This is a genomic window from Salegentibacter salegens (genome assembly GCF_900142975.1).
Lineage (GTDB): Bacteria > Bacteroidota > Bacteroidia > Flavobacteriales > Flavobacteriaceae > Salegentibacter > Salegentibacter salegens.
In genome coordinates, this window is sequence record NZ_LT670848.1 from 715,297 (window position 1) to 728,653 (window position 13,357).

At 37.7% G+C, this 13,357-nt stretch carries 12 protein-coding genes and 1 pseudogene; all 13 read right to left on the minus strand.

Translation table 11 applies throughout. The annotated features are described in order from the left end of the window. Positions 1 to 9: 9 nt before the first annotated feature. Positions 10 to 2,727, minus strand: coding sequence for a restriction endonuclease (locus B5488_RS03140; RefSeq protein WP_079733940.1), 2,718 nt, complete (start codon positions 2,725 to 2,727; stop codon positions 10 to 12). Beyond that, complete coding sequence (locus B5488_RS03145) at positions 2,727 to 3,044, minus strand: helix-turn-helix domain-containing protein (protein WP_079733941.1); 318 nt, start codon at positions 3,042 to 3,044, stop codon at positions 2,727 to 2,729. Before B5488_RS03145 ends, B5488_RS03140 begins: the two co-directional genes overlap by 1 nt. A 452-nt stretch (positions 3,045 to 3,496) precedes the next feature. Further along, on the minus strand, positions 3,497 to 4,318 hold the full coding sequence (locus B5488_RS03150) for an uL1 family ribosomal protein (protein ID WP_079733942.1): 822 nt from the start codon (positions 4,316 to 4,318) through the stop codon (positions 3,497 to 3,499). Between the two features lie 3 nt (positions 4,319 to 4,321). After that, a complete protein-coding gene (locus B5488_RS03155) occupies positions 4,322 to 5,173 on the minus strand; it encodes a DUF488 domain-containing protein (protein ID WP_231919801.1) in 852 nt (283 codons plus the stop codon). A 119-nt stretch (positions 5,174 to 5,292) separates the two neighbouring features. Beyond that, positions 5,293 to 6,870 (minus strand): type IV secretory system conjugative DNA transfer family protein, encoded by a 1,578-nt coding sequence (locus B5488_RS03160; protein WP_407690216.1) that lies wholly within the window; start codon positions 6,868 to 6,870, stop codon positions 5,293 to 5,295. 15 nt (positions 6,871 to 6,885) lie between these two features. Next, entirely contained in the window at positions 6,886 to 7,917 is a 1,032-nt protein-coding gene (mobB, locus tag B5488_RS03165; RefSeq protein WP_079733945.1) for a MobB family relaxase, read from the minus strand. 12 nt (positions 7,918 to 7,929) lie between these two features. Continuing rightward, the gene (locus B5488_RS03170) at positions 7,930 to 8,310 is read right to left on the minus strand and encodes a BfmA/BtgA family mobilization protein (protein WP_079736513.1); all 381 of its coding nucleotides are present in this window, start codon (positions 8,308 to 8,310) and stop codon (positions 7,930 to 7,932) included. A 450-nt stretch (positions 8,311 to 8,760) separates the two neighbouring features. Further along, positions 8,761 to 8,922: pseudogene (locus B5488_RS03175) on the minus strand (JAB domain-containing protein); the annotation flags it as partial. Positions 8,923 to 9,038: 116 nt separating this feature from the next. Continuing rightward, positions 9,039 to 10,052 (minus strand): site-specific integrase, encoded by a 1,014-nt coding sequence (locus B5488_RS03180; RefSeq protein ID WP_079733579.1) that lies wholly within the window; start codon positions 10,050 to 10,052, stop codon positions 9,039 to 9,041. Then, on the minus strand, positions 10,039 to 10,965 hold the full coding sequence (locus tag B5488_RS03185) for a tyrosine-type recombinase/integrase (protein WP_231919782.1): 927 nt from the start codon (positions 10,963 to 10,965) through the stop codon (positions 10,039 to 10,041). The genes B5488_RS03180 and B5488_RS03185 overlap by 14 nt, the downstream gene beginning before the upstream one ends. 43 nt (positions 10,966 to 11,008) lie before the next feature. Further along, a complete protein-coding gene (locus B5488_RS03190; protein ID WP_079733946.1) occupies positions 11,009 to 12,280 on the minus strand; it encodes a tyrosine-type recombinase/integrase in 1,272 nt (423 codons plus the stop codon). A 146-nt stretch (positions 12,281 to 12,426) separates the two neighbouring features. Continuing rightward, the gene (locus B5488_RS03195; RefSeq protein WP_079733947.1) at positions 12,427 to 12,729 is read right to left on the minus strand and encodes a JAB domain-containing protein; all 303 of its coding nucleotides are present in this window, start codon (positions 12,727 to 12,729) and stop codon (positions 12,427 to 12,429) included. 74 nt (positions 12,730 to 12,803) lie between these two features. Then, positions 12,804 to 13,160, minus strand: a complete 357-nt coding sequence (locus tag B5488_RS03200) for a single-stranded DNA-binding protein (RefSeq protein WP_079733948.1) — start codon at positions 13,158 to 13,160, stop codon at positions 12,804 to 12,806. Between the last annotated feature and the right edge of the window lie 197 nt (positions 13,161 to 13,357).

Genomic DNA, 13,357 nt, shown 5'->3' on the forward strand with positions numbered 1-13,357 from the left:
AATCCTAATCTATTTTATTTCTTGTATTTTCTTGACATCCTTGTGCGCCTCACTTTTAAAATATGAATAATCTTTGACCGGAGCTTTGTATTTTACATCCACACCCAGTGTAGCAAAGTGTTTTAGCGCACATTTAATTTTATAGACCTCACTTTCCTTTAGCGACTTTTTATCATTGATATCGTTCGTTCCCTTTGTTTCAATGACGAAATAAAACTCACTTTCAGCCCCATCTTTTAGGCTTTTGCGTTTCATCACAATACCAAAATCAGGCTCATATTCACCTATGGGCGTTTTGATTTTATAATAAGAAGGTAGCTTAAGGAAACAGACCACTTCATCATCGCTATCAGCCGTCAAAGCGAATTTATGCTCTACCTCGCTATCTACTAAGGTTTTGTCAAAAATTCCACGCTTAGGAGTTGGGGTGTAGCGTTTATCATCCAATTGCTTTACGAAATCTTCAAAATCAAAAGGAAAGATTTCACTCGTTAAATGGTAATCCAAACCACGCAGCATTTCTTCCAACTCAATATTCTTAATAAGAGCAGAAGCACGGTGAATGAACTGTGGTGGATTTTTGGCAAACTGGGAGTGATCAATATCTCGAATAATGGAAAAAGTGGTGGTATAACTCAGGCTCGTATTTTCGCTGAGTTCTTCCACCAAATCCAGTGCCGTATAACTGGCTTTAAGTTTATAACTTTCGCTTCCGCCAAATTCATCCTTAAGTTGCGTTTCGGTAATGGAGCTAATGGAACGACTGGTAACTTCTGCCACATAATCGGCAATATCGATTTGATTGAGCGCTTCCCGGCTTCTTTCGATAAGTGCTTCTTCGTCAAAGGCTACGGTATAATTGGTTTTTTTAGCGAGTGCAGACCAGAACCGTTTAAAAGCTTTATTCACGCTATCATTATCATTCCGCTTAAAACGAACCTCATTTTGAGGTCTTCCCTTGTGAGAATGCGTCATTCCCGCACCGGCGGTTTGTGTACCATAAACCTCTTTAATTTCTTCCTGATATTGGGTTACAAAGGTTTCATAGGTTTCATTAGGAATTACGGTAAGCTGATTGATGCGGTCAGCATCAGAAACATCAGGTTTGTCATAAACGCGGTTCCCCTTATCATTAACACATATTCGTAAACCCCGACCAATCTCTTGGCGTTTTTTGATTTCGGAATAGGAATTGCTCAGTGTAGCAATATTAAAAATATTGGGATTATCCCAACCAACACCCAAAGCGGAATGTGAAAAGACAAACTCGATTTTATTGGCCACAGTGTCACCATAATTGAGCAAGCCTTCTTTATCTTTTAAGATAGCATCAAAAACATCGCTGTTTTTCCGCATTGCGTTTTCGCTATCTGTAAACTCGCCTTTTCCAGTTTTGGCAAAATACGAGCCCTGAATATACTCGATATGCTCGGCTGTTGGTACTTGATTGTCGTGGAATTCAGGATAAAGCGCTTTGTATTTTTCTATAAATATTCTTTTGATGATGGGATCATCGCTCACATAGTTGGCCACCTTATCGATAAAAATAAGGGATAAACATTTGATTCCTTGTTCCCTTAGTTTTTGTTTTTTGGTAAAATGTCGGATGATAAGCCATTCTAATTGTAAATTCCAAATGCTCTGCACGTTTCCGGAACCCTGTTTTTCAAATATTTCTGTTCCGTTAGTAAAGACTATCGACCATTTTTGGGTACGAAGGCTCTTTTGAATACGTTCTATTTTATAATTTAGGTAACTTGGATTATTCGTCTTTTCCCCTAGATTGTCGCCATCTTTTAACCAAGCTGTATTCTTGAATTGAATTTTTCCGCTGGCCATCTGGTGCCAGGCTTTTATTTTTACTTTTATACTTCCGCTCTTGTTTTGAACATCTGAAAACTCAAGCTTTAGCGTGGCTTCATCATTTTTTTCGGTAACGGTAAGCACCTCTATTTTTTTGACCAAACCATCTTTGTAACTATCGTAAGGAGTTAGACGATACAGTTTGTTTTTAGAAACCTTATGAGTGGCAGAATACCGTAATTTAAAAAGTGGATTGAGCTTTTTAATCTGCTTGATGGAATTGGGAGTATCCATCCCTTCCTGTGGCTCATCCATTATAATGATTGGTTTGGTCCGTCCTATCGCTTCAATAAAGGGGATATTGGCAAACAAATCTTCGCGTTGGGCTTGGTTCAATATCTTGTCTTCTGAATTGAAGGAAGCCAAGGTCATAATCATTATTTGAGGATGTTGTTCTTCAATAAAATTGGTCACCTTGCTCAAACGCTTGCTGTCATACTCGAAAGCTTTGGGGGTAAATCCATATATATCCTCCAGTTGATTATCAAAGGTCTCTACTGTATTTAATATTCCTTGCCGGATTGCGACAGAAGGCACAAGAATAATGAACTTGGTAAAACCGTAATGTTTATAAAGTTCATAAATGGTTTTTAGATACACTAAGGTTTTACCGGTTCCAGTTTCCATTTCGATGGTCAATTCGTGTTCGGGTGTAAGTTTGGCGATCTCTTCGGTAATTCCATTTTCTTGAATGACCGTTTTAATATTCTCCTGTATCTCTTCCGCTGAAAGCGAAATTCTATTGCAACGAATGCCTTCATTACTGGAATTGTCAAAGGTGTTTTTAACCGTACCATCAAAAACGTCAACCACTGCTTTAATGGCTATTTGTTGATATGCTAATTCTTCTAACTTGATTCCCATTAACTTTTGTCGTTCTTAGTGTTGTTGTATTTAATTTTCTGCTCAGCCACCTTCAAGGCTTTTTCTGCTAATTCTTCATCTTGAATTTCATAGAGTATCTTTTCGCTCAAATACTGAACAATTAAATCTTCCTGATTCAAGTCCAGAATTTCAGCCAGTTGAATAATCTGTTCCTTCTTTGCATTGCGCTCCCCACGCTCAATCTTACTAAGGATAGCGGTATCGATATCCAAAAGAGCAGCTACTTGTCTAAGCAATAGCCCTTTTTCTTCTCGATGCTTCCTGAGTATTTCCCCAACGGAATTATTTTTCTTCATTTGACAACTATCAGTTGATGTATTTGATTTGACAATATTTGTCAATTATAACGAAAATTCCAAGAACGAATTCAAATTGATGTTAAGGAGTTATTAACAACTGTAAAATTGCCTTTTGTTTTAATCGTATTGGTCAGCTGATGATTGCACCACCATTTACACCACCTATTGCACCACCACGTTTTATTAGACGACAAAGTGTGGTAGCCTCATATTTATCTCTGAGGATAGATTCAATTCGGGACGCAGTGAGTCCCGAATTGGGAAAGCGTTAAATTAGTGGTAAAAGGTCCACTTTTTCTTTGAACAAGTATCGATCGCACCTTTACATAAATCTGCTCAAAAACTCGCCTGTAAATCAGCTAGTTAAATCCATATTTGTGTTTTAAAATGAGATATGGAACCGTTTTGTGGGTATTGAAATTGTTCCTTACGGAATATACAGCGCCAACTTAAAAAAGAGAAGTTTGGATTTCAATATCTGGTGTAAAAGTGCCAATTATCATAAATGGATTTTTGGAACGGTAGTGAAAGGCTTTTGTAGTGCCTAAATAGAGATGAATATCCTTTTTCAGTGCAAAATAATTAAAGTATTTTTCTTTTACTTTTTCGACTGCTATAGCTTCATTTCCTTCTGCGGCTGCAAGCGTGTTACGATACAATTGTCCAATTTCCCAATCTTCAATCATCATAGTACTGGATATCCCATTCTCATCTTCAATAACGTATGAAAACTTGTATGGAAGTTTTTCAACTACCTCGAAAGAAAGTTCTTCCATATCAAATAGATTTCCTTGGTCGTTCAATGCTTTTAACTGGTCGAGTTTTTTCTTATCCCATTCTGCCGATACCTTTTCAACTTTGAAATCGGTAATCTTAGTAGGTTTAAAGACAGCCAATGATGTGCAGATTTTCTTATCGTGAGCTTCACTAATGAGTGCCTTTATATCAGTGTGGACATTCTTGAGAACAATCCGTTTACGTTTGTACCAATTCCCCTTTGTATCAATACTATCCAATAACGCTATGGGCGTTTCAATGGTCGCAGGACGATAGCTTTCTGGTCTGAAGTCCTTATCATTTTTTATTATGTCAAGTTCTATCCATTGATATTTCTTATACTTCTCGTCGTGTTTGAGTTTACGAAAAGGTATTGGGTATAAGCGAATCCAAGTTCCATCTTCAAGAAATCCAGCTGTGCAGACCAGTTCGCCATATGTTCCTGAAAGGGATGGATAAGTCTTAACTGTAACCAATACTTTAGTTAGGGCCATTTTTTAAATATGCTTTAATTCGTATTTGAAAACAGGGGATGTTTTAAGTTTTTCAGCAAGGTGTGTTCTATGGCATTGACAAGTATCGGCCTCAAAACACGTAAGAGCTATTCTTTTGTGTTTTTTCAATAGCGCAAGGATTTGAGTTTGATTTTCAGTAGTTTCCTTTAAAACAGTTGCTTTATATTCATCGAAAAGAACATCATAATCTGCTTGGTTATTTAGTTCTCGTCTTTTACTCGAATCGATACCTACCTCGGGTATATGAATATACTCGATGCCCAATCTATTGCAAAAGCCACTCAACAATTTTTTACTAAAACCATATTTTTGGCTCAATGGATTGCGCCTCACATCAACAAGCAGCTTAACATTATTTTTTATTAGTCTATTCAAGTATTCCTCTAGAGAAATACCCTCATATCCAATAGTAAACAAGACGGTTGCTTCTTCATTAGGCCGAGCCTCAATTACTCTTTTATAAAGCCTTTCAGGAAGGATTTTTTCTGCTATAGAGCTATTGGTTGCATAATAAGGAAAATTGATATAGGTATGTTTTGTAATGACATCCGTTTTCATTCCACCATACCGCTCAAAAGTCTCGTCCACAAGTTTTTGGTCACTTGCAGTTAATTCATTAAAATACTTTTTCTTCGTATTGAGACCATAGCTTTTATCCTTGGTTGTTAACCAATCGTGTTTTACCATAGCCTGAAGATCGGCTTTTAAGGAGTAGGAATAACAGCCATAACGGTAGGGAACAAAGTCATAATTAGGTTTCTTCTGCATTTGGGTAAGCAAAAAAACTAACTTTTGAAGGCGAGTACTTTCTAACCCATCTTCAAATTTTTCCATTAACGCAAAGACTATTTTTCTCCTATAAAACATAATGCAAAACTACCGATAACTAAGACCAATTAACAATTTATTCTACTTTGATTTTAATTAACTATTTGTGAAATTGGTAGCAAGTATTATTTATTAAAAATAGACCTCGCCTCCTCATAAATCCTTTCAAAATTCGCCTCTAAATCTGCATTAGAAAATTCTTTTGCACACTGTGGAAATTCCCTCTCAATCTTCTGCAACTTAAACTGAACTTTTTTATCCTTCCCATCGGCATACGTAATAAACTCTCCCTGCTTCAATCGAAAGAAAACATCCGCTCTTATTTTTGGAATTTCCTTCTCTCCTATTGTGACGCGCGTATCAAAGTCAAGGTTATAACCCCGGCTTACGCTTTTTGTTGGATCTTTAACTATCTCGAAGAAACGTTCGTAATATTTCGCGGTGTCCGGATCGTTGACCTTTCCGAAAAACTGATAAGAAAGGTTACTTAAAATTGCCTTGCTTGCTTTGTCGCCATACATTATATCGTTCTGAATCTTGTCCTGCATCACATAAATCGTTGCGATGTCATAACTCCGTAATGTTGCGGGAATACGATGCATATTCAATAAGCGAATTGTGGGAGCCTCTTCCATCAGTAAGAAAGACGGTTTGGAATTTCGAACACTCATTTGCTTGGTAATCGTATGGATGATCGTAGCGATTACAGGCGAATAAGAAGTGTCAAATTTTGGATTGTTCACTATGGAAATGATTGCTGGATTATCTTCACTATTTATATTCAATGGCACTTCGTCTGAGGATAGTGCCATAAATATCCTTTGAGTACTTATTCGTTTCAGCGCATTTGCCAAGGTGCTTTTTACTCCTGCGGTCTGCCTTTCTGAATCTTTGCCACTAATAAAAGCGTCTGCCATTGCCCTGGATGTGGTATTGGTTTCCAAAAACTGGATAAGGCTATCCGTGTCCAGAAACTGATATATAGCAATCAAATGGGGAAGTGTACAGAATTGGGGATACGTAGTTTTTAGTTTCCAAATCAATCCACCAATTAATCCTTCCGCAGCATCATTGAAAAATTTGGTCGTTCCACTTGTTCCGGATTCTCGCTGTTCCAATAGGTTTTCAATTAACACCCTTGACACCTCATTTACGCTTTCCTCATTCTCTAAATAACGTGGAGCTATAGGATTTACTCTGTGAATGATTTTATCAAAGGAAACGACCTTAAATGGGATTTCACCATCCTTGAATAGGGGGTAGGCCATTTCGGTAAGTTCAAAATCTTTGTAGTCGTGAATGATCCCGCAGAACTTATACTTTTGAAAATGCTTTAGAAAACCATAAATTACGCTTTCCGTTTTACCACTTCCGGCGGAACCAATAACGGATGCACCACGTTTGATGTTTTCTAGTTTAAAATTTCCTTTGGTTGTGGGAAAGTTAACCCGATATTTTATGTCCTCGTTTTTGGGCCTATCAGTTTTATGCAAAAACACATACATCCCTACATTAATTAATGTCAGAGGGCTGACCAAATAAAGTGCTATTAATACCAATGATGTTTCTTCATTTAAATAAAACACAAGAGCACCAAGCATTATAAAATTGACAAGGAAGGCATATCTGCTTACCCGATACAATCCATAGAAAACAGTACTGGCAAAACCAATAAGAAAAAGCACCATTAAAAAATTGTCCATTTCCATAATGTTAATTTAGATTCCTATAGAACTTGATTTGATGGCCACTTCCGCACCACGTCGCAGCCTGTTAAATATTTTCATTGCCAGTTGTGCTTGTGTGACAGGAATAGTCGGCATCATCGGAATGCCCGCTTTACCCATTATTTTAAACGCCAATGCTTTTTCATTGGTGGGTAATTTCATCAATGATGCAAAGTAAATTTTCGGATTTTTTATGAAATCCTTTCTTGCCTTGTAGGTCTCGGCTAAGTTTCTTTGGTAGCCAAAAGTTTTATCAAAGGTTTTTTCGGCACTCGTAAAAAACTTATCACGGTCAAAACCCCGCTTTACCGTCTTACCATTCAATTCAACATCGGAAGCTTTGTATTTGCTTCCTGGGGACAAGCTGAATTTATTAGACGAATCTTTCCGACTCATAATAATATGGATGTGGCTTTGGCTGCCTTCCTTTTGCATTCCCTGCACGATCCGTTTTCCGTTTTGTTGATTGGGAGCTCCCTTTTCCAAATTTGCGATTTCCCGTTCCATTTTTTTGATATTACCGGGGAGTTCGCCACGCTCCACTTTTCGGATATCATTTTTTAGCTGAAGTATTTTTGTGGCAAAGGGTTGGTTCTGTTTAACATGTTTATCCGTTCCCTTAAATGTCCGTTGATGCTCAATTTTTGCATAATACTTTATGTCATCAATATTGATCGGTCGCCCTTTGATTTCCCGGTTAAAGGAAACCACATAATCCTTCATCAGCTCGCGGGTATATCTTTTCAGATCTTCGCTGTGGTTCTGCAAACGGTTCAGTTCATATTTTGAAGGGCTGACGGTTACGGAATAAAACCTCGGTTCGGTCTTTTCCAATTTTGCGGTGTTGCTATCGATTTCCCTGACCACTTCCTCGGCCGAAATCTCATCGCCGTATTGGTTGAAAAAATGCTCCAGTTCCTCTTGTTCCAATCCCTGGTTTTCCTTTTCCAGATAGCCCACAAAATCCGCTGAACTTTTGGAATAATTTCCTCCCATTTTTTGTGGTGTGATCGTGATGTACATAGCTTCAAATTTTTAAAGTTCTTTACTGGTATTTCGCTTTTCTTGAAACCGAACTTCCTTCCTTTCCTCCGTAAATTTCTTTTCCAGAATGAGAGGTTTCTTTTTGGGTTCTTCAGCCTGGAAAAGTGACTCCATCATCGCCACGGTCGGTTTGGTTTGGGTCTTTTCCATGTCCCTCATTATGGCAATTACTGCATTGATTCTTTTGAGAAGTTTGGCCTCGATCGTCCTCCCGGTAGGGCCCAATTTTTCACGTGGCGAGATTTCGTTGCAGAAGAAAAAATCGAGCATCGTGGCCATCGCTTCGGTGTGCGATTTGAAATGAGTTTTGGAAAATTCCTGAAAACGTTTGGCTGTTGCCCGCTTAAACCTGATTGTGATGAATGAGTCCATTTCTTTCGCTTTTTTGTGCATTTGACGTAAATCCATCCCTATTTACAGGCTGTTTCAGGGCATTTGACGCAAATTGAAGAAACCTATATAATCCATTAATTTTCAAAGGATTGAAAATCAATGGATTAAATCAGAAAAGGAATATATAACGTGGCTTTGCCCGTTACCCTCTTGCTATTCCTTTTCGTCCCGCCAAGCGGGACAAAAATTTCATACAATTTGACTAAACGCCAATTGCCATTTTCGGAATTGAAAAATTCCTGTATGTAAAATATAGATGGATATAGCTACCAGCGAAAGTCAAAAATAGGATAGCTATATAAAATTATGTATGCTGAATTTCAGCATTTTAAATATACATCTTTTAATACATAAATTGAAAATTTATCCCATAAAAAAAGATCCGGACTCGCCAGATCTTTTTAAAGTTTTTAATTTAAGAAGCTAAGATTACAGAATCCCTTCATCTGCAAAAGAGAAGTAATCCCCATCTGGAATAATGATGAGATGATCCAATAGTTTTACATCCAAAAAATTACCCGCATTTTTGATTTTATTCGTCAGTTGCTTATCTGCTTCACTGGGTTTTAAATTTCCCGATGGATGGTTATGGCCATTATGTAAAGCTTTACATAAATTGCATTATGCAAACTAAATGGATATGTAAAGTAAACAGCTCTACCTGCTTAATTCAGTGGTCTATTCCCCAGAATACTTTACATAACCTTTTAAAATTTCTTCAGCCACATCATCAAATTTTCATTTTTTGTCCAGTTGGCTGTTTCATCCGGATTGATATTCACGTATGCTTTTTCCAAGGCTTTCCGTTTTTGTTTGGAATCTGCCCTGGCATAGATTTCTGTAGTTTGAACGGAAACATGACCCAGTATATCCCGAATATACACCAGGTTCACTCCAGCTTGTAGTAAGTGCATTGCTTTAGAGTGTCGAAGGGAATGACAGCTTATTTTATCAGGAAGCATCATTTTATTTGCTGCCCTTGCCTTTTTAAAATATTTCTGGACAATGTAATGAATCCCAGCACGTGTGAGTTTTTCTTTTCTACTATTAAAGAATAATGGATACATATTGGCAGAAGCTGTATCCAACCGGTTCTCCTTTAAATAGTTTTTAAGGTGGCCGGTTTGGGCATCCAGCATGGGTACCACACGGGCTTTCTTTCCCTTACCAATAATTTTGATGACAGGCGGAGTGTCAAGTCTTAACATAGATGGGGTCAGGTCAATGATTTCCTGTACCCTGGCTCCAGTATCGTACATTAAAGACAATAGCGCCAAGTCCCTTCGGCCTTTCAGTGTAGTGTGGTCGGGTTGTTGCAGTAACAGTTTCATTGCCTCAATAGTTAGGTAGGTAATAGATTTATTCTGAGATCTTTTAAACCTAATGGACAAAATATTCTGGCATTGATATAGATGTTCCAGGCTTTCTTGTTGTAGGAACCTGTAGAAGGAGTGGATAGCCGCCAAACGGGCATTACGGGTAGCGTTTCCACAATTCCTTATATTTTGTAACCAGTCAAGGTATTCCAGGATCACTTTTTTGGTTACCTTATCTAATGTTAGTTTCTCTATTTTTATTTTTTTTTCCTTCTGAAGGAATTCAATTAATAAAACAAAGGTATCTCGATATGCTATAATCGTATTATTACTGACTCCTTTTTCGTGGGGCAGGTATCTGGATACAAAATCAGAGATATACTTGGAAAAATCAGTTGGCTTCATAGTTCTTATATTTAGGGAATACATCCAAACAGGTCATATCTATTTCCTTGATCAAATCTGGGTACATATTGGCAGTAAGCCTTACATAATGATTGGTAGCACCTAATGATCCATGCCCTAGATAATTGGAAAGAATAGGCAGGGAAGCATAAAGGTCTACACCAGCTTCAGCCATACAAGCCAGAGAAGTAACCGCAAAAGTATGACGTAGATCATGGAGACGCGGGGCCTGGTTTTCTCCCGTATGGTAAATAGCTGCATTGTTCAAACACTTTTTAAACCAGCTTCTTACCCCTTGGCCACATTTAGTTCCATTGCTGCCAACAAAGAAGTATTCCAAGCGATCCTTGTAGGGAAGTTGTTCCCTGTAATGCCTATATTCTTTACAAACAGCAACCAGTGAAGTTGAAATAGGAATAATTCGCTCCTTCCCATTCTTGGAATCTTTTATTCGTAAATAATTTTCTTCCAGGTTTACGTCTTCAACTGTCATGACAAGGGCTTCTCCAATACGCACCCCTGTTGCGTATAATACCCTAAGCAATGCCGGCATACACATTAAAGAGGAATGCATATTCCTTTGTACTAGCCTTAATTCATCAGCGGCTTTAAATATGGCATTAATTTCTTTTGATGAATAAATGTAGGGGACAAAGGTGCTTTTAGGGTGCCGGGGAAGTTTAGGTATATATGAGGGAATACCAATATCGCATAGATAAGAAGAAAATAGTGCAAGATGCCTTATTCTATCGTACCGGTAAATCTCAGATTTATTGCTTCGTTCTTCTCCCCATTTCTGGGTAAACTCCTTAGTGATTCCCTTAGTTTTTTCATTACGCTGATGGGCTAGCTGATCAATTTGGAATAAGATAATTTTCCCAGTAGTAAATTTAAAACCCAGCTTTGTTTTCATAGCGATGAATTGCGCTATGGTCGGGCCGTATATGCTATCATAATTAGTCATAAAAAACCCCTCCTTTCTGTGAATAAAAATCAAGTGAGACCGGGGGAACTTCCAACATGCACTGTTGCATGGATTTGAGGTCAATCCTTAAATAATATCGTGTGGATTCTGTATTTTTATGTCCTAGTACCTCTGAGATAATTGGGAGCACTGTACTTTCTTCCAACATCCTAAATCCAAGACTATGTCGCAAGGAATGTGGGCCAAACCGTTTACCTTTAGTATTGATGCCAGCCTTTATATATGCCCTTTGGACGATATGGGTCACCACATTGCTTGAACTAAAATAACCATATGGTGGCCTTTCTGATAAAAAAATACAGGGTTCTTCGGATTTTGCCCTTCCGTATTTCAAATAATCAATGATCGCATTCCCAACATCGGGCAATAAGGGAAGTATTAACTCTTTACCTGTCTTGACTTGTTCTATTTCAATAGTGCTGGTGTCCCAATGCAGGTTTACAAACTTCAACCTGGAAATATCCGAAGCTCGGAGTCCTAGTCTAGCAGCCAAAAGAATAATGGCATAATTCCGTTTTCCTATTGCACTGGACCGGTCTACTGATACGATCAGTTTTTCTATTTCTTCTTTGGAATATGTGGAAGGTAATTTAGGTTGACCAATAATCCTGTACTTGGGTATCTTTTTGGAATAGTCGACTCCTAAAAGCTTCTGTTCAAATAAGTACTTTAGAAAACCCCGAAGCGTTGAAAGAATAGGAACTATCAAAGTTTTTCCGCAATCAATGGTATTAATATACTGTAGAAGGACAGCTAAATCAATATCTTTTATTGCATAGATTTTGTTTTTATTACAATATTCTAGAAAAAGAAAAAGACAGCGTTTATAGCAATGCAGGCGGATAGCGGATAACCTTTCTTCTCTGTGTTTATAATCCAAGAACCCAACTATTGCCCCACCTAAAACCCCGTCAAAAACAAGAGGAGCTTTTTTCGGTGGCAGGTTCGGTACTTTGATCTGGCCGGTAGCTTGGAATTCGGTGAGTTTTCTCGTACCATTTGCTAGAAATTGTTCCTGTTTGGAAAGCTTACGCCCTTTACGACCTTCAAACTCATAGTAAAGGAATTGCTCTTCAACTTTCTGGTCATAATTATGGATTCCGTGGGAGACCATAAATTCCTTCAGTCGTTGCCAACCTCTTCGATAAACACCAACGGTATTTCCAGAATAGGCGTGTGTGGATTCAAGGTAATTCCCGACTTCGGACATCAATTCATTGAAAGCTCTAATTTGTTCATTCATAATACCATTATCTAGATGTGAATAATTCCTCTAAATAAAAGCTTGTCTATTGAATTCTGAACGAGAAAAGAATAATATTATGTAAAGGAAAACACTTATAATCTGCTGGATTTGAATATTCTAAAACAATAGCTTTACATAATAATTTACTTTGCATAATGGGCTAAAATTATTGATGTTGAAAGTGACTTTAAAATCACAGCAAAAAGAATTCGTACATCCACCAGCGTACCTGTGATTCCCCCGGTGGAAACTTCAAAAATTCCTTTCACTTTATTGGAATTGTTTAAAAGCATGACCTTAAAGCATTCCTGTAAGCCAATGCGGTCTTTATCCCAAGCATCAAATAATAATTCGGCAGCACTTGCAGAAGAAGTAATTTTTGGAGCCTGAGAAACTTTGAAATTTCCCTGATATTTTATCGATATTTCGTTAACTTTAGTTTTCATTGTGATCTGATTTTTTAAGTGAATAATGAAAGAGGGCGCAACTTTCGAGAGGAACGCCCTCTTATTTTTTTTGATTATTCGTTAGTGTCATTTCCATTCCTGCCACCTAGTAACAGGATTTCACTAGCTATAACTTCCGTAACATACCTTTTCTCACCATCGCTGGTTTCATAGGAGCGGGAAGATAGTTTTCCTTCAATGGCGATTTCTTTGCCTTTCCCGGCATATTTCTCTACAATCTCCGCAGTTTTCCCCCACGCCACAATATTGTGCCATTGGGTGTCCTGTACTTTTTCACCTTTTGAATCTTTATAAAATTCATTGGTTGCAATAGAAAAGTTTGCTACTTTTTTACCGCTTTCCAGGTTTTTAATTTCAGGGGCGTTCCCCACATTTCCGATTAACTGAACTTTGTTTCTGAGTGTACTCATAATTGAAAAATTTAAATGAATTAATTTGTTTCCTGCTATCACCCACAGGTAGGTTGAAAAAATTTACTTATTGTATCCTGAGCGTTTTCCTTTTTTGATTTTTTAACTCTTTTTCCGCTTCAGTTTTATGGATTTGATACGATTTCATTGTTTCTGATTTAAAATTTACTTCCCGTAGAGCCTTCACTGTTACCTTT

Excerpts from the sequence above, each read along its gene's own strand:
- B5488_RS03140 (WP_079733940.1), bottom strand. The coding sequence starts at position 2,727 with ATGGGAATCAAGTTAGAAGAATTAGCATATCAACAAATAGCCATTAAA.
- B5488_RS03145 (WP_079733941.1), bottom strand. The coding sequence starts at position 3,044 with ATGAAGAAAAATAATTCCGTTGGGGAAATACTCAGGAAGCATCGAGAA.
- B5488_RS03150 (WP_079733942.1), bottom strand. The coding sequence starts at position 4,318 with ATGGCCCTAACTAAAGTATTGGTTACAGTTAAGACTTATCCATCCCTT.
- B5488_RS03155 (WP_231919801.1), bottom strand. The coding sequence starts at position 5,173 with ATGGAAAAATTTGAAGATGGGTTAGAAAGTACTCGCCTTCAAAAGTTA.
- B5488_RS03160 (WP_407690216.1), bottom strand. The coding sequence starts at position 6,870 with ATGGACAATTTTTTAATGGTGCTTTTTCTTATTGGTTTTGCCAGTACT.
- mobB (WP_079733945.1), bottom strand. The coding sequence starts at position 7,917 with ATGTACATCACGATCACACCACAAAAAATGGGAGGAAATTATTCCAAA.
- B5488_RS03170 (WP_079736513.1), bottom strand. The coding sequence starts at position 8,310 with ATGGACTCATTCATCACAATCAGGTTTAAGCGGGCAACAGCCAAACGT.
- B5488_RS03180 (WP_079733579.1), bottom strand. The coding sequence starts at position 10,052 with ATGAAGCCAACTGATTTTTCCAAGTATATCTCTGATTTTGTATCCAGA.
- B5488_RS03185 (WP_231919782.1), bottom strand. The coding sequence starts at position 10,965 with ATGAAAACAAAGCTGGGTTTTAAATTTACTACTGGGAAAATTATCTTA.
- B5488_RS03190 (WP_079733946.1), bottom strand. The coding sequence starts at position 12,280 with ATGAATGAACAAATTAGAGCTTTCAATGAATTGATGTCCGAAGTCGGG.
- B5488_RS03195 (WP_079733947.1), bottom strand. The coding sequence starts at position 12,729 with ATGAAAACTAAAGTTAACGAAATATCGATAAAATATCAGGGAAATTTC.
- B5488_RS03200 (WP_079733948.1), bottom strand. The coding sequence starts at position 13,160 with ATGAGTACACTCAGAAACAAAGTTCAGTTAATCGGAAATGTGGGGAAC.